This window comes from Devosia oryzisoli, assembly GCF_014837245.1.
Taxonomy (GTDB): Bacteria; Pseudomonadota; Alphaproteobacteria; order Rhizobiales; family Devosiaceae; genus Devosia; species Devosia oryzisoli.
In genome coordinates, this window is sequence record NZ_JACYFU010000001.1 from 221,100 (window position 1) to 235,058 (window position 13,959).

Annotated in this window: 20 protein-coding genes; 14 read left to right on the top strand and 6 right to left on the bottom strand. The window is 61.8% G+C overall.

Translation table 11 applies throughout. From position 1 onward, the window contains the following. Window positions 1-32: 32 nt before the first annotated feature. Both IC608_RS01120 and IC608_RS01125 read right to left on the bottom strand, forming a co-directional pair. Window positions 33-527: a hypothetical protein gene (locus IC608_RS01120; protein WP_191772195.1), complete on the bottom strand. Its 495-nt coding sequence runs from the start codon at window positions 525-527 to the stop codon at window positions 33-35. After that, window positions 524-1,096 carry a hypothetical protein gene (locus tag IC608_RS01125; RefSeq protein ID WP_191772196.1) on the bottom strand — a complete coding sequence of 191 codons (573 nt, stop codon included), beginning with the start codon at window positions 1,094-1,096 and terminating at the stop codon, window positions 524-526. Before IC608_RS01125 ends, IC608_RS01120 begins: the two co-directional genes overlap by 4 nt. A gap of 192 nt (window positions 1,097-1,288) precedes the next feature. Here IC608_RS01125 and IC608_RS01130 point away from each other — a divergent pair, with 192 nt between their 5' ends. The 9 genes from IC608_RS01130 to arsK all read left to right on the top strand — a co-directional run bounded on the left by IC608_RS01130 (window position 1,289) and on the right by arsK (window position 7,321). Beyond that, the gene (locus IC608_RS01130; protein ID WP_191772197.1) at window positions 1,289-1,693 is read left to right on the top strand and encodes a hypothetical protein; all 405 of its coding nucleotides are present in this window, start codon (window positions 1,289-1,291) and stop codon (window positions 1,691-1,693) included. Between the two features lie 456 nt (window positions 1,694-2,149). Next, a complete protein-coding gene (locus IC608_RS01135) occupies window positions 2,150-2,479 on the top strand; it encodes a hypothetical protein (RefSeq protein WP_191772198.1) in 330 nt (109 codons plus the stop codon). Window positions 2,480-2,622: 143 nt separating this feature from the next. Continuing rightward, window positions 2,623-2,979, top strand: coding sequence for an ArsR/SmtB family transcription factor (locus IC608_RS01140; RefSeq protein WP_191772199.1), 357 nt, complete (start codon window positions 2,623-2,625; stop codon window positions 2,977-2,979). Beyond that, entirely contained in the window at window positions 2,972-3,499 is a 528-nt protein-coding gene (locus tag IC608_RS01145; RefSeq protein ID WP_191772200.1) for an arsenate reductase ArsC, read from the top strand. Before IC608_RS01140 ends, IC608_RS01145 begins: the two co-directional genes overlap by 8 nt. Then, window positions 3,496-3,921, top strand: coding sequence for an arsenic resistance N-acetyltransferase ArsN2 (arsN2, locus tag IC608_RS01150; RefSeq protein WP_191772201.1), 426 nt, complete (start codon window positions 3,496-3,498; stop codon window positions 3,919-3,921). The genes IC608_RS01145 and arsN2 overlap by 4 nt, the downstream gene beginning before the upstream one ends. 7 nt (window positions 3,922-3,928) lie before the next feature. Further along, window positions 3,929-4,990, top strand: coding sequence for an ACR3 family arsenite efflux transporter (arsB, locus tag IC608_RS01155; protein ID WP_191772202.1), 1,062 nt, complete (start codon window positions 3,929-3,931; stop codon window positions 4,988-4,990). Then, entirely contained in the window at window positions 4,987-5,409 is a 423-nt protein-coding gene (gene arsC / locus IC608_RS01160; RefSeq protein WP_191772203.1) for an arsenate reductase (glutaredoxin), read from the top strand. Before arsB ends, arsC begins: the two co-directional genes overlap by 4 nt. Beyond that, on the top strand, window positions 5,384-6,109 hold the full coding sequence (arsH, locus tag IC608_RS01165; RefSeq protein WP_191772204.1) for an arsenical resistance protein ArsH: 726 nt from the start codon (window positions 5,384-5,386) through the stop codon (window positions 6,107-6,109). Before arsC ends, arsH begins: the two co-directional genes overlap by 26 nt. A 6-nt stretch (window positions 6,110-6,115) precedes the next feature. After that, window positions 6,116-7,321, top strand: a complete 1,206-nt coding sequence (gene arsK, locus IC608_RS01170; protein WP_191772205.1) for an arsenite efflux MFS transporter ArsK — start codon at window positions 6,116-6,118, stop codon at window positions 7,319-7,321. A 61-nt stretch (window positions 7,322-7,382) separates the two neighbouring features. On the opposite strand, the gene IC608_RS01175 is transcribed toward arsK, so the two are convergent. The 3 genes from IC608_RS01175 to IC608_RS01185 all read right to left on the bottom strand — a co-directional run bounded on the left by IC608_RS01175 (window position 7,383) and on the right by IC608_RS01185 (window position 9,294). Continuing rightward, the gene (locus tag IC608_RS01175; protein WP_191772206.1) at window positions 7,383-7,673 is read right to left on the bottom strand and encodes a heavy-metal-associated domain-containing protein; all 291 of its coding nucleotides are present in this window, start codon (window positions 7,671-7,673) and stop codon (window positions 7,383-7,385) included. After that, on the bottom strand, window positions 7,666-8,880 hold the full coding sequence (locus IC608_RS01180) for a L,D-transpeptidase family protein (protein ID WP_191772207.1): 1,215 nt from the start codon (window positions 8,878-8,880) through the stop codon (window positions 7,666-7,668). Before IC608_RS01180 ends, IC608_RS01175 begins: the two co-directional genes overlap by 8 nt. A gap of 93 nt (window positions 8,881-8,973) precedes the next feature. Then, complete coding sequence (locus tag IC608_RS01185; protein WP_191772208.1) at window positions 8,974-9,294, bottom strand: hypothetical protein; 321 nt, start codon at window positions 9,292-9,294, stop codon at window positions 8,974-8,976. 269 nt (window positions 9,295-9,563) lie between these two features. Between IC608_RS01185 and IC608_RS01190 the strand changes: the two genes are divergently transcribed. Genes IC608_RS01190 through IC608_RS01200 form a run of 3 tightly spaced genes read left to right on the top strand, consistent with a single transcriptional unit; the run spans window position 9,564 to window position 11,652 of the window. Next, the gene (locus IC608_RS01190) at window positions 9,564-9,986 is read left to right on the top strand and encodes a disulfide bond formation protein B (RefSeq protein ID WP_191772209.1); all 423 of its coding nucleotides are present in this window, start codon (window positions 9,564-9,566) and stop codon (window positions 9,984-9,986) included. Next, window positions 9,983-10,636, top strand: a complete 654-nt coding sequence (locus IC608_RS01195; protein ID WP_191772210.1) for a DsbA family protein — start codon at window positions 9,983-9,985, stop codon at window positions 10,634-10,636. The genes IC608_RS01190 and IC608_RS01195 overlap by 4 nt, the downstream gene beginning before the upstream one ends. After that, window positions 10,633-11,652, top strand: a complete 1,020-nt coding sequence (locus IC608_RS01200) for a flavin-containing monooxygenase (RefSeq protein WP_191772211.1) — start codon at window positions 10,633-10,635, stop codon at window positions 11,650-11,652. Before IC608_RS01195 ends, IC608_RS01200 begins: the two co-directional genes overlap by 4 nt. On the opposite strand, the gene IC608_RS01205 is transcribed toward IC608_RS01200, so the two are convergent. Beyond that, a complete protein-coding gene (locus IC608_RS01205) occupies window positions 11,643-12,077 on the bottom strand; it encodes a copper chaperone PCu(A)C (protein ID WP_191772212.1) in 435 nt (144 codons plus the stop codon). The two genes, IC608_RS01200 and IC608_RS01205, sit on opposite strands and share 10 nt — an antisense overlap. A 118-nt stretch (window positions 12,078-12,195) precedes the next feature. Here IC608_RS01205 and IC608_RS01210 point away from each other — a divergent pair, with 118 nt between their 5' ends. Next, entirely contained in the window at window positions 12,196-13,113 is a 918-nt protein-coding gene (locus IC608_RS01210; RefSeq protein WP_191772213.1) for a cation diffusion facilitator family transporter, read from the top strand. A gap of 66 nt (window positions 13,114-13,179) precedes the next feature. Continuing rightward, window positions 13,180-13,956 (top strand): L,D-transpeptidase family protein, encoded by a 777-nt coding sequence (locus IC608_RS01215; protein WP_248306139.1) that lies wholly within the window; start codon window positions 13,180-13,182, stop codon window positions 13,954-13,956. Window positions 13,957-13,959 lie beyond the last annotated feature (3 nt).

The window sequence follows — 13,959 nt, forward strand, 5'->3', positions numbered from 1 at the left end:
CTGGGTCGGTACATGACGATACGGAGGTGGCTTCAGCTTGCCTGGAATCGGTATTCCATGGGCAAGGCGGGCCTCGGCGCATGCACCGGTTGACCAGACCTGCGCACCATCGCAACCGCAAGGAAGGCGATCTCGTGCGCCGTCCCATCAAGGGCCTGCACGGTGGGCACCCGAAAGGGGCCGACCTGATGATACCGAGCCTTGATGTAGTTGCTGTCGGTGTCGATCATCTCGAGGACGTTCAGGTCTTGGGGCTCGTTGAGGCCGAACCCTACAAGGTTGCACGCACAGGCCAGTTTGATGAAGCCGTGGCCTAGGCGCCGTAGCTGGTCCTCGGTTTTGCCTGCCGATATCAGCGCAGCCTTCATGTAGAGCTCGATGCCGTGGTAGTACAGGTAGCGCGTGGGATCACCCGACCACCCGCCTACGCCCTTCAGTTCTCGAGCAAGAAGCTGTGCCCCTGCACGGTAGGCTTCCGCCTTGTTCAAGAAACCGATGGGTGTGGTGGCGGTAAACTGTTCGGTCACGACCAATCCCGGTCGACGTCTACATTCTCTACCTCTAGGTGAAGGGCCAGCGCCCCGATCGCCGGTATGACATCCGATTCGCAGGGACGCAGGTGGGAGCCGGTGCCGAGCGTCAACGCCTCAACAATATCGTCCTCGCCCATATCGGCATAAACCACCTCCTTCACCCTGGAGGACCCATCCAGGAGAACGAAAACGGGCAGCGGCTCACCCGGCGTCAATTCGTTGCGCCACCCGCAGTACAGTGTGGTGCAGTCGCTCCGTCTCCCGACGCGACCGAACGTCCGGCGCACGCGCTGGGCCACTCCCCAATCGGTAACCTGGTGCCAGAGGAGATCGCCGACTGGCAGGACCGGAGTCATACCGCTGCGAGGTACGCGACCTCTCGCCGCGATGCGGAATAGAAGTATGTCGCACGCCTCTCCAAGAGCGGAGGACAGTTGCCTCCAACGGTACCGCACGACCGCCTTGAAGGTTAAGGCGATAACTACCCTGCGGTCCTCACGGCCATAATCGTTCTCGAACAGCAGCGTTTCGAACAGCGGCCTTGTAAACAGTACGCGGTCCATTCTTCGTCCCAGCGGCTCATGTCGACTCTGGCTCATGGATCGAGGCTACGCGTCGACCCCGCTGCACGCAAACACTGACGAACTGTATCCCCAAGACGAAACGACCTCCTGGGCGGACAGCGGGAATCCTCCTCAAAATCGCGGTGGGGACGAGGACTTCCTGAATGTGCCGTGCTTGTACTGGTAATCGACGTGGTCGAGGAGCTGCCGGATCTCATGATGAAGGCGATCCTGATCAGTGGCATCATCACGGGCGATCTCAATCAAAAGGTTCGCAAGAACGGCTGCACCGCCGATGTTCCGCCCCCTGGCGTTGGGGCGTTGGGTCCGGCGCTTCTTGCCTTCGACCTCAACCGGACCGAGCGCTTCGGCGATGCGAAGCATGGCGTTTCTGATCCGGGTGTTACTGGCTCCGGTCTGCTGCTTGAGCTCAGCCGTCGCGAAGATCCTCTCGTCGCCGTGGGCCAGTGCCCCGAGGCGCGCCAGCACCAGAAGATCTCCCAAGGTGACATCGGGCTCGAACGCTGGTCGACGGGGCATGGCAGAACTCCAAGGCTGAAACGCACTTTAGCCTTGCCCATATTGCGAAACTGTTAGCCTCAGGCCACCAACACTCGACCGTAAGAGATGGCGAGTCGCCATGAAATGACGTCGACTTGCCGTTTTTGCCGTCCGGATATCCTCAGAGCACCATCTTTGTCACCAATTTGGCGGCGACTGAAAGTTTAGTTAGTCCAAACACCTGTGACTGCAGTGACGTGTTATATTGACGTCGACATGCCATCATCGAGCCATTGGGAGTGACTTTTTGCCAGCAGTGACTGGCCGATGATGGCGGCAACCCCGCACCCGGTTGTGGTGTCACGGCAAGTATCGCCGGCCTGCAGCACCTGTGCTTTGGCCAGATCCGACAGGCCTCAAAGCACTTCCGGCAAGTGCATCAAGCCTTGGAAGGGCTGGGAACTTACCTGGGCACCCTAAGCCGAGGATTCGCCGGGCCGTACCAATGCCTGGTTGGCACCCTGAGCCAATAGCTTTGCCGCAACGGGAGACGTGATCGTCTGTATCACCGCAAAAAAAACCGCCGGCACAGCCAGCCCGCTCGGCAGTCTCGAGGCGACAACGAGTGCTGCCGCAATGTTGAGTTCCTTCTTGCTAACGGTGAAAGAAGGCGATCTGCTCGTCCGGGTCGTTGGTAAACAACCTCGCGGTCAAACCGACCAGATAACCCGTCAGGCTCACGCAAAGCACCGCCGCCGCGGCGATGACGAGGGCGTAACATCCGTAGCCGAATGTCGTCCCGGCATTGGGCCGCACGTCGAGCAGCAGGAGCAGGTAACCGACCCCATTTCAATCACGGCGAGCGATGTGAGAAGCTCCTGAAAGTTGCCCTAGAAGCCTTGGGCAGAGAACTGGTCACACTTCGAAAGAGGTGAGGATTGGACAGGGCCCGCTTCCACGCCCTGCATAAGACGCGGCAAAAACCTCATCTTGACAGCGAGTTTTAAATCCATAATCTTCGATATATGGAATCAACACATGCAATCGAAGTCTTCGCTGCACTATCGCAGTCGACCCGTCTGGATACCTTCCGCTTGCTCATGGAACACGAGCCTGAAGGTCTACCGGCAGGGGAAATCGCGCGCCGCCTAGAGGTGCCACAGAACACGATGTCGTCGCACCTGGGCGTACTAACCCGTGCCGGCCTGATCGAGTCCGAGCGTCACAGTCGTTCGATCGTTTATCGTGCCGTCGTTGATCGTGTTCGAGAGATTGCGAGCTTTCTAGTGCAAGACTGCTGCGGTGGTCGACCGGAGCTGTGCGAGCCTCTCGTCGCCGAGTTCACCCCTTGTTGCCCACCAAAGGAGTCGAGCCATGCCTGACCGCGTCTACAATGTCCTGTTCCTCTGCACCGGCAATTCTGCCCGCTCGATCTTGGGCGAGGCGATCCTCAATCATGTGGGCCAAGGCCGTTTTCAGGCATACTCCGCGGGCTCGACGCCCAAAGAATCGGTTCATCCGATGACGCTGGAGACGCTGGCCAAGGTTGGCATTCCGACGGATGGCCTTCGCTCGAAGGCTTGGGATGAGTTCGCCGCCCCGGATGCACCCAAGATGGATTTCATCTTCACGGTCTGCGACAACGCTGCCGGCGAAGTCTGTCCGATTTGGCCCGGTCAGCCGATGACCGCCCACTGGGGCATCGAAGACCCTGCTGCAGTTGACGGACCGGAGTTCAAGCAACGTGCCGCCTTCGATGATGCCATGCGCTATTTGCGCAACCGGATCGGCGCGTTCATCAACCTGCCGATCGCCAGCATCGATCGTATGGCATTGAACTCGAAGCTTGAAGGCATTGGCGCCATGGACGGAACGACCACCAAGTCGTCCAAGGTCGCATGATCAGCCCGACTCCCATACCGGGGAACGATCCGAAGTTCCTCGCCGCTCTCACCGAAGCAAAGCTTCCTACCGACGATGTTGGTGAACCTGACCGGTCGTTCTTCAGATTCGAGCAGGACGGTCGACTCCTCGGTTTCGGCGGCTTCGAGCTCTACCGCGAGGACGCCCTTCTTCGATCCGTTGTCGTGCCGCAGGAAAGCCGGGGCACTGGCGCCGGGCGTACGGTGGCCGAGGGCATGCTTCGTGAGATCTCCAATGCCGGCGGCACGCGAGCGTACCTGCTGACCACCACGGCAGCCGACTTCTTCAAGCATCTTGGCTTCGAGGTCATCGACCGTGAGGACGCACCTTCCGCGATCCTCAGGACACGTCAGGCCTCTTCCATCTGCTCATCCGCACCGATGCTGTTCCGCGCCATCTAGGTTTCCCATGTCCATCTTCGAACGCTACCTGACCTTGTGGGTCGCCATCTGCATCGTCGTCGGCATCGCCGCCGGCCACTTCTTCCCTGCCGTCTTCCAGGGTCTGGGATCCTTTGAGTACGCTCAGGTCAACATCCCTATGGCAGTGCTCATCTGGCTGATGGTCGTGCCCATGCTGGTCCGCATCGACTTCATGAGCCTGCGGCAGGTCGGTTACTACTGGCGCGGCATCGGCGTCACCGTCTTCATCAACTGGGCAATCAAGCCGTTCTCAATGGCCCTTCTAGGCTGGCTCTTCATCGGCGGGCTGTTCCGACCACTGCTGCCGGAGACGCAGATCGACAGCTATGTCGCGGGCCTCATCATCCTGGCCGCAGCGCCGTGCACCGCCATGGTGTTCGTCTGGTCAAACCTGGTCCGGGGCGAACCCCACTTCACCCTGAGCCAAGTCGCCCTCAACGACGCCATCATGGTCGTCGCCTTTGCGCCGATCGTCGGCCTGCTGCTCGGCCTTTCTGCCATCACCGTTCCCTGGGACACGCTGCTGCTCTCAGTCGGGCTCTACATCGTCGTGCCGGTGATTGCTGCGCAGCTCTATCGCAGGTGGCTGCTTGCCAATGGCGGCATCGACGCCATGAACAAGGTGCTGGCCGTCCTGCAGCCGATCTCGATCGCCGCGCTGCTGCTGACCCTCGTCATGCTCTTCGGCTTCCAGGGCGAGCAGATCATCGCCCAGCCCACGGTTATCCTGCTGCTGGCCGTGCCCATCCTGATCCAGGTCTACCTCAACTCGGGCTTGGCTTACTTCCTGAACAGGGTCTCCGGGGAGCAGCACTGCGTCGCCGGGCCCTCGGCACTGATTGGCGCTTCCAACTTCTTCGAACTCGCGGTTGCGGCTGCCATTGCCCTCTTCGGCTTCAACTCCGGGGCCGCTTTGGCCACCGTGGTCGGCGTGCTGGTCGAAGTGCCGGTCATGCTGTCGGTGGTCTGGATCGTGAACCGTAGCAAGGGCTGGTACGAGCGCGGCGCAGCCGTTCGACACAACACAGAAACGAGGGCCGCCGAATGAGCGTCACCATCTACCACAACCCCGATTGCGGCACGTCCCGCAACACCTTGGCCATGATCCGTCAAAGCGGCGTCGAAGCGACGGTGATCGAATACCTCAAGACGCCGCCAAGCCGCGATCGCATCTTGGAACTGGTCTCCGCCGCCGGCATCAGCCTGCGTGATGCCCTCCGCAAGAAGGATACCCCGTACGAGGAACTGGGCTTGGGTGACCCGGCCAAGACCGACGAGGACCTGCTCGAAGCCATAGAAGCGCAGCCGATCCTGCTCAACCGTCCGTTCGTGGAGACCCCGGTGGGCACCCGCCTCTGCCGGCCATCCGAAGTCGTGCTCGATATCCTCGAGAACCCCGATATCGGGCCGTTCACCAAGGAGGACGGCGAGGTCATCATCGATGCCGAAGGGAAGCGGCTTGTCTAACTTGCCCAACGTCCTGCCTGCAGCCTTCCAGGTTCCCGACTTCGGCCAGCTCGTCGCTCCTGCCCTCGACCACAAACCACGCATTCTGATGCTCTACGGGTCGCTGCGGGAACGCTCCTACAGCCGATTCCTGACCCTGGAAGCCGCACGCCTCCTTGAGGCATTCGGTGCCGAAGTCCGGATCTTCCACGCAAATGGCCTACCGCTGCCCAACGATGCTCCAGAAACGCACCCCAAGGTGCAGGAACTGCGCGAGGCCATGCTATGGTCTGAAGGCCAGGTTTGGACATCGCCGGAACGGCATGGCGCGATGAGCGCGGTGTTGAAGTCGCAGATCGACTGGATACCGCTTCCTGGCGGCGCCATTCGGCCCACGCAGGGTCGGACTCTGGCGGTCATGCAGGTGTCGGGTGGCTCCCAGTCCTTCAACGCCGTCAACCAAATGCGCATTCTCGGACGCTGGATGCGGATGGTGACCATCCCCAACCAGTCCTCGGTGGCAAAGGCCTTCCAAGAATTCGATGAGGACGGTCGCATGAAACCGTCATCCTACTACGATAGGGTCATCGACGTTATGGAGGAGCTGGTGAAATTCACGCTGATCAACCGCGGCGTATCCGGCTACCTGACCTCCCGCTATAGCGAGCGCAAGGAAGCGGCAGCCAAGCTCGAGGAGCGGGTCGGCCTCAAGTCGATCTAGGATACGATGGCCGATACCCAATCCAACGCCGGCGCCATCTGGGCTCTCGGCATCACCCAGATCATCGGGTATGGCACCCTCTATTACAGCTTCAGCATTCTTGCCCCGAACGTCGCCGGCGACCTGCAGGTGCCAGTGGAGTGGATCTACGGCTGCATCTCCCTCGCACTGCTCGCCGGTGGGCTCGTCTCGCCATGGGCGGGCGGGCTGGCAGATCGGGTCGGTGCTGGCAGGGTAATGTCGGCCGGCTCGGTTGGTGCCGCTGCGGCGCTGGCGACTTGCGGGCTGGCGGGGAACGCCATGGCCTTCTTAACTGGCGTGATCCTTGTCGAACTGGCATCTGCCTTCGTGCTCTATTCCACGGCGTTCGCCTTCCTCGCCCAGACGACGGGCTCCCGCGCCCAACGCAGCATAACCTACCTGACCCTCATCGCCGGCTTTGCCTCGACGATCTTCTGGCCGCTTACCACCTGGTTGCTGGAAGCCGCGAACTGGCAAGAGGTCTACTTCCTCTTCGCCGGCCTGAACCTCGCGGTCTGTCTCCCGCTGCACCTGTTGCTATCCCGCTTCGCACGGATCGCAGCGGGTCGTCCGCCCGAAACGGTCGCTGCCCCGATGCCGATATCGGTCGAGAACGGAAACCTCGTGTTCGTCCTCATCGTCCTTGGGTTCTCGCTGGCCGGCTTGGTTTCGGCGGCGACATTGTTCCATATGGTGCCCATGCTTGGCCTGCTGGGGCTGGGCACAGCCGGCGTGTGGGTCGCCTCGCTGCTCGGTCCTGCCCAGGTGGCAAGTCGATTGATCAACATGGCCTTCGGCCAGAACCTTCCTGCTACGGTCTTGGCAGTGGTCTCGGCAGTCACAATGCCGCTGGCGTTGGGTGCGTTAGCGCTATCCGCCCCCTCAACTACTGGCGCCATTGCCTTCGCGGTGGTTTTCGGTATCGGCAGCGGGCTCTTCAGCATCGTCTCCGGGACGCTGCCATTGGCGATCTTCGGCAAGGCAGGTTTCGGGAAACGGCTGGGCTGGATCGGCATGGGAAGGCTGGGGCTGTCCGCATTGGCGCCATTCGCCTTGTCGATCTCCCTCGGCACTATCGGACCGGAGCCATCGCTCTGGGTCTTAGCTGGCGCCGGCACCTGCTGCGTCGCGGTATTCGCCGAAGTGTGGCGTCGCTGCTGTCCGTCAAGATCAGTGATGCCAGCTCGTTAGTGCACGAAGTTCACGTTCCGCGATTTACCTATCTCGCAACCGCTCTATAGATCTGGTCACGTCACCTCGCTCTGGCGCGTGCTCGACAGGGGCAGTCCATCGAGGTGCCGGGAAACGCCTTCCCGGCCTCCGACACTTCGTAGCCGAGAGCCTTCACGCAACCAAACAAGTTGGCGAGGTCGAACCCCTCGCCACTGCGGACGGTCATGCTTGCGCCGCTCAGCGAAACTCCGACATAGGCGATGCCTGGGAGCCGATTGACCGCGTTCTCCAGGACATGGACGCAGCCGTCGCAGGCCATCCCGGCGATCCCGATCGTCAGCTTCTCCCCGACCCCCAGGACGTCATGCATCGAAGCTGACCTTGCCAGCCATGTCGAACTCGTAGACATCGTCCCGGAAACTGACGACCCCGTTCCGGTTCGCCCACGCCGAGATGTAGGTCGTGTGGATCTCCGGAGGGTTGGTTACCTCGACGTCCTTCCGCTCGCCGGTGGCGAACACATTGGCGACCTCTCCGGGCCCCCAGTCGCCGTTGTCGCGCAGCACCCAGCCGACGAAGTCCTGGACCTGGTCGACGCGGACGCATCCTGACGAATAGAACCGGGCGTTCTCCCCGAACAGGCCCTTGGTCGGCGTGTCGTGCAGATAGACCGCATGGGGGTTGTGGAAGTTGATCTTGACGTTCCCCATCGAGTTCTGCGGACCCGGATCCTGGCGGAACCGGTAGTTCACCGCTTCCTCGGTCTGCCAGTTGATCTGGCTCGGTTGCAGCTCGTTGCCGCTGCCGTCGAAGATCCTGATCTTCTGTTCGGTCAGGTAGTTCGGGTTCTCGTTCATGTACTTGATGAGATCGCGACGGATGATCGAGACGGGCACGTTCCAGTACGGATTGAAGTTGATCTGGTGGATGCGGCTCTTGAGGATTGGCGTCTGCCGGTCGATGCGTCCAACCACAGCGGTGTGCCGGCGCTGCACCATCCCGCCCTCGACAACCTCGATGAAGGCCGCGGGAATGTTCACCACGACGTAGCGGTCCGCCAACGCCGACGCCATGTTCTGCACCCGTAGCAGGTTGAGGCGAAGCTGGTGCAGTCGGGTCTCGGCCGGAACATTGAGGGCATACCAGGTGGCTTCGTCGACCTGTCCGCTTACCTGCAGGCCATGGCGAGCCTGGAAGCGTCGCAAGGCGGCGTCGGTCGGAGCGTCCATTGCATCGTCGACCCTGTCCACCATGGGCATGTCCGCAGAGGCGAGCAGCCGCCGCTTGAGCTGCACCACGCCATCACGGTTGACGCCCATGGTAACGCCGTAAGTTTCCTGCGGCACCTGCTCCCAGCCGCCGCGGGCGACGAAGGGCTCGTATTGGGCAATCGCCATCTGAAGGTTGTTGGCCGTGTCGTAGCTGAGGATCGGCTCAACCGTATCGATGGCCTGGATCGCGGCGGCACTGTTCGCTTCCCGCTCTGCATCGGTCAGGGTGCGGGTCTGGTTCATCATGTCCCATAGGGACTGCGCCCGTGCAGGCTGCATCATAGGCAAGATTGCGACTGCGCTCATGGGAAGCAGCCGAAGTAAATCGCGTCTTTTCATCATTCGGTCCGGTCGGTGTTCCATGGATCGGCGCTGCGTTGGCAGTGCCGGACTGCTGGATCAGACGAGACGAGGCGGACGGAAATGTTTGGATCTCGGATAGGAATAGCCGTTGGTGCGCCCTGGATCGACGGCGAAACGAATGGTGCTTGCCGGCGAAAAGGCCGAGACGGCATCGGGTGCCGCAACCCCGAAGGCAATCGTGCAGCATGTCGTGGCGTGGAGAGGATCGGGCGTATCGTGCCTGTCGGAACCCACCGCGACCGCACCGATCCCGTGCTCGGCCACATGAACGGCAGCACCTGCCTGATGCATGGACAGCATCAGTGCGAGCAGCGCGAACATAACGGGCAACAGCCAACGATGGATTGAGATGGTCATTCCTCACCACACGGTCCGGATCATTCCAGCCCATCATCCTTAGCCTAAGGTTAAATCTGGCGAGACTGCGTCATCGATGGCAGGGACACTCGGGCTAGACCTGCACCAGACCGGGAAGCGAAGCCGCACAGCATAATATCGTTAATAATAATTCGATTTAAAAGGCAGCTCCGTGCAAGCCCGCATACGAGCAATCGGGGTGCGGCGAAATTGCCCTTGCTCCTCTAGCGGCTATAGATCTTAAGAATCCTTCGAACCAAGGAGTTTGCATGCCGCGCGAAACGCATCAGTGGACCCTGCTCATGGCCGGCTGGTTCATCGCGATGGTCGCCACGCTTGGCGCCCTGTTCATCGGCGAGGTCATGGGACAGATGCCATGCACCCTGTGCTGGTATCAGCGCATCGCCATGTTCCCGCTGGTCGTGATCCTAGGTGTCGGCGCCTTCCGCGGCGATATGGACACTTGGCGATATGCCCTGCCGCTTTCGTCGGTCGGCCTGGTCATCGCTGCCTACCATTCCCTCCAGTATGCCGGACTGCTGCCAGCACCGATTGTCCCGTGCTCGGCATCAGGGCCCTCCTGTTCCGGAGCCGGCATGCTGATCATGGGCATTCCCATTCCTTATCTCTCCACCGCTGCCTTTGCCGGCATCACCCTCTTGCTCTTGCCCCTCGCGAGGAAACAATCATGAACAAGCGCCTTGCCGTCGTGGCGGTCGCAGTCATCGCCGTCGCCGCATTCGGCCTCGCAGCCTGGTTCTACCGGCCCGCCCCGACGCCAAGCGCATCGCCCGTCGTCGCCACCGTAGAGGAAGCAGGATTCGCACGGCCCCACTCACCGGTGATCGGCCCTGCAGACGCTCCAGTCACCATCACCGAATTCTTCGACCCCAGCTGCGAAGCCTGCCGCGCATTCTACCCGATCGTGAAGCAGATTATGGATCGTCATCCCAACCAGGTGAAGCTGGTGCTGCGCTATGCAGCTTTTCACGAAGGTTCAGACACCGCGGTGAAGATCATCGAGGCTTCTCGTCTCCAGGACCTCTTCATCCCGGTGCTCGAAGCGCTCCTTGCCCGCCAGCCGGAATGGGCGGTGCATGGTGCACCTGACCTCGATCTGGCATGGCAGATTGCAGGCGAGGCTGGTCTCGATGTGGAACAGGCCCGGCAGGACGTTCTCAGGCCAGGCATGGTGGGCGTTCTCAACGCCGACATGGCCGACGTCGAGCGCCTCGGCGTTCGGCAGACGCCCACCTTCTTCGTCAACGGCAAGGCGCCAGCCAACACTGATCCGCAAGCCCTTGCCGATTTGGTCGCGAGCGAGGTCGCAGCTGCGCAATGACGGAGCAGGTCGACGTCCTGGTCGTCGGGGGCGGCCAAGCTGGTTTGGCGGCTTCCTACCGTCTCGACCAGGCTGGCGTGTCGCACCTGGTGGTCGATGCATCTGCCCAAGTCGGTGATAGCTGGCGACACCGCTATCATAGCCTGACCCTGTTCACGCCGCGGTGCCTGAGCTCGCTCCCAGGCGTGCCGCTCGATGGCAACGCCGAAGGCTATGCCGGACGACTCGAATTCGCCGACTACCTTCGGTCCTACGCCGAAACGAACCGCCTCCCGCTGATGAGCGGAACCCGGGTGGTTCGATTGGAGTGTGACACTGCCGGCACGTTCGTCGCCGAGTTGGGCAACGACGCCACCGTGCGCAGCCAAGCCGTGCTGGTCTGCACGGGCGGTTTCCAGCAGCCGATCGTACCGGAGGTGGCGTCGCGGTTCGGACCCGGCATCGCCCAGCTCACCATGTCCACGTACCGGTCGCCGCTGAGCGTGGGGAAGGGTCCGGTGCTGGTAGTCGGCGATGGCGCTTCGGGCCGGGACATGGCGATCGAATTCGCTGCCACGCACGAGGTCCTGCTCGCCACTGGCAAGCCCCGCCGCCTGTTCCCGCAGCGCCTGTTCGGCGTCAGCACCTGGACGGTGATGGACCGGCTGGGGCTCTTGTCCGCGTCTGCCGGATCGCCAGTCGGCAGGATGATGCAGAAGGCGGATCCTTTCCCGGACCGCGGCAGAAGCCTTGCCGCGCTTCGTGGCCGAGGCATTAGCATCCGGCCACGCCTCGTTGATGCGTCCGACCGCACTGCAAAGTTCTCGGATGGCGGCCACGCTGAGGTCGCTTCAGTCATCTGGGCGGTTGGATACCGGAACGTCGCCGACTGGAACGCAGTGCCCGCAGGAACGCCAGGTCTGCATTACCTGGGACGACCGTGGCAGCGGAACCGGGCATCGGCGCTGATCCTGGGTGCCAGTAGAGATTCCGAAGTGGTGGTGAACTCTGTCCAGCAACAGCTCTATCAGCTGTGATCATAGTCGTGGTGGTCGGGAGGAGGCTCTCCTGCACCAAGGATACGGGCATTGAACGTCACCCGCGCCTCTCCCAATGACACGCTGACCGGCACTTTGCCCCCTACAGATATACCTGTGGCTTCGACACGTACTCCCCCGGGCTGCATGTAGAGTTCGGCATGCGGTGGCAACGTGGGCTCGAAGGTCCCCCCATCCGATCTTACCACCTGCGTCATGGTTGCGCCTGGAACTTCGATGCCAAGCGGGCCTACGCCGGTAAGGTTGCGGTTGTTGATAACGAGGTAGACTTCCACGCCGTCCGGCTTCACTCTTGCCCAAGCCTCCTCGACCATGAGGTCGTCAACCAGCATCATCGGCAGTTCCGCACCGAATACTGTAGTGGCCCATCCGCCAACGAGGGCTGCAAGGATTAGATTCTTCATCGTCCTAGCCTGACATTCCGGTGCCTCCACAGCAACTGGGCTAGGACAGGCTGCGACAATGCGCTTGCTCCTCTAGCCACTGGAGGAGTTAGGTTGACCTCGACGCAAGGAGGTTTGCATGTCCCATTCGCACGGATCCGCAGCCAATCGTAGCCCAGGACAAGGCCGCCGGCTGCTCATCGCCTTGGCGCTCAACCTCGGCATTGCTGTCGCCGAGGTGGTGGGCGGGGCCATCTCCGGCTCACTCGCCCTGATCGCGGACGCAGCGCACAACCTATCGGACGCCGGCTCGGTTCTGGTGTCCTATATTGCCTGGCGCATTGCCCAGCGGGCCGCAAACGAAAGACGAACCTTCGGCTATGCCCGGGCAGAAACCGTTGGCGCCCTCATCAATCTCACCACGTTGATCATGATCGGCCTCTATCTGCTGTGGGAAGCCGGCACCCGTTTCCTGGAACCGGTGGAAGTCGTCCCCACGACGGTCCTGATCGTAGGCGTCATCGCCTTGGTCGAGGACCTGCTCGCAGCGTGGGTGCTGCGCAAGGATCTCGGCAGCCTCAACGTTCGCAGCACCTTCCTCCACATGATCGCCGATGCGCTGGGCACCGTCGCGGTGATCGCCAGCGGCATCGCCATCATGATCTGGGGACCATCGGCTTCCTGGGTCGACCCTGCCGTAACCGCCCTGATCGCCATCTACGTCCTGGTCCACGGTTCCACGGAGATCCGGGAATCGATAGCGGTCCTGATGGACAGTGCTCCCAAGAGCTTCGATCACGCCGGCCTGGTGCGGCATCTCGAGGCCGCGGACGGCGTCGTGGACGTTCATCATCTTCATGTCTGGCAGATCAGCGAGGGTCGAACAGCGGTCGAGGTGCATCTGGTCACCGATCGCAATGACCTCGCCGCTGCCACGGACCTCAAGGAGGGACTCAAGAAGAGCATGCACGACCAGTTCGACGTGGAGCACGCCACCATCGAGATGGAGTTGGCCGGCATGGTCGAACACGATCGCGACATCGTTCCCATGACCTAAGGGTAAGGCTCACGAAGGGGTAACCCTCCGGGGATATGGTTGCCAGGAACTGAACTGGACCTCTTCATGCTCTCTCGCCTCCTTCACACCGTCGCCCTCCTGATCGCAGCTGTCGCTCTGGCCGGCTGCAGCCAGTTCGTCGGCGACAATCGTCACAACGTCCCATTGCCGAAGGGGCTGGTGGACCAGATGGCGGCGATCGGGTCCTCGCCTACCGAACCGATGATGATCCGGGTGTTCAAGGAGAGTTCCGAGCTCGAGGTGTGGAAGCGCACCCACACCGGCCGGTACGCCCTGCTCAAGACCTACCCGATCTGCAAATGGTCGGGCGCGCTCGGACCCAAGATCCAGGAAGGCGACTACCAATCGCCGGAAGGCTTCTACGACGTGACCCCAGCCCTGATGAACCCGAAGTCGAACTACTTCCTGTCGTTCAACGTGGGCTTCCCCAACAAGTTCGACCAGGCTTGGGGACGCACCGGCAGCTACCTGATGATCCACGGCGACTGCAAGTCGGTGGGTTGCTACGCCATGACCGACGACGGCATCAAGGAACTCTACGCCATGGTCCGGGAGTCGTTCAGGGGCGGCAACCGATCCGTGCAGCTGCAGCTGCTGCCGTTCCGCATGACGGAGGCAAACCTCGCACGGCACGCCGCCAGCCCCCATGCCCCCTTCTGGCGCAACCTCAAGGAGGGCACGGACATCTTCGACCGCACGCTGCAGTTGCCGGCGGTTGACGTGTGCGAGAAGCGTTACGTGTTCAACCGCACGGGCGCCGCTCTGCTCGATCCCAACGGAACCTGCCCCGTCGCGCCGCTCTCGACCATGGCCGCCCTTTGATGG

What these genes read in the sequence shown, in the direction of transcription:
- arsN2 (WP_191772201.1), top strand. Translation starts at nt 3,496, where the DNA reads ATGATCAGCCCGACTCCCATACCGGGGAACGATCCGAAGTTCCTCGCC.
- IC608_RS01195 (WP_191772210.1), top strand. Translation starts at nt 9,983, where the DNA reads ATGAACAAGCGCCTTGCCGTCGTGGCGGTCGCAGTCATCGCCGTCGCC.
- IC608_RS01215 (WP_248306139.1), top strand. Translation starts at nt 13,180, where the DNA reads ATGCTCTCTCGCCTCCTTCACACCGTCGCCCTCCTGATCGCAGCTGTC.
- arsB (WP_191772202.1), top strand. Translation starts at nt 3,929, where the DNA reads ATGTCCATCTTCGAACGCTACCTGACCTTGTGGGTCGCCATCTGCATC.
- IC608_RS01210 (WP_191772213.1), top strand. Translation starts at nt 12,196, where the DNA reads ATGTCCCATTCGCACGGATCCGCAGCCAATCGTAGCCCAGGACAAGGC.
- IC608_RS01175 (WP_191772206.1), bottom strand. Translation starts at nt 7,673, where the DNA reads ATGCATGACGTCCTGGGGGTCGGGGAGAAGCTGACGATCGGGATCGCC.
- IC608_RS01125 (WP_191772196.1), bottom strand. Translation starts at nt 1,096, where the DNA reads ATGGACCGCGTACTGTTTACAAGGCCGCTGTTCGAAACGCTGCTGTTC.
- IC608_RS01180 (WP_191772207.1), bottom strand. Translation starts at nt 8,880, where the DNA reads ATGAGCGCAGTCGCAATCTTGCCTATGATGCAGCCTGCACGGGCGCAG.
- arsK (WP_191772205.1), top strand. Translation starts at nt 6,116, where the DNA reads ATGGCCGATACCCAATCCAACGCCGGCGCCATCTGGGCTCTCGGCATC.
- IC608_RS01205 (WP_191772212.1), bottom strand. Translation starts at nt 12,077, where the DNA reads ATGAAGAATCTAATCCTTGCAGCCCTCGTTGGCGGATGGGCCACTACA.
- IC608_RS01190 (WP_191772209.1), top strand. Translation starts at nt 9,564, where the DNA reads ATGCCGCGCGAAACGCATCAGTGGACCCTGCTCATGGCCGGCTGGTTC.
- arsC (WP_191772203.1), top strand. Translation starts at nt 4,987, where the DNA reads ATGAGCGTCACCATCTACCACAACCCCGATTGCGGCACGTCCCGCAAC.
- IC608_RS01140 (WP_191772199.1), top strand. Translation starts at nt 2,623, where the DNA reads ATGGAATCAACACATGCAATCGAAGTCTTCGCTGCACTATCGCAGTCG.
- IC608_RS01145 (WP_191772200.1), top strand. Translation starts at nt 2,972, where the DNA reads ATGCCTGACCGCGTCTACAATGTCCTGTTCCTCTGCACCGGCAATTCT.
- IC608_RS01185 (WP_191772208.1), bottom strand. Translation starts at nt 9,294, where the DNA reads ATGACCATCTCAATCCATCGTTGGCTGTTGCCCGTTATGTTCGCGCTG.
- arsH (WP_191772204.1), top strand. Translation starts at nt 5,384, where the DNA reads ATGCCGAAGGGAAGCGGCTTGTCTAACTTGCCCAACGTCCTGCCTGCA.
- IC608_RS01200 (WP_191772211.1), top strand. Translation starts at nt 10,633, where the DNA reads ATGACGGAGCAGGTCGACGTCCTGGTCGTCGGGGGCGGCCAAGCTGGT.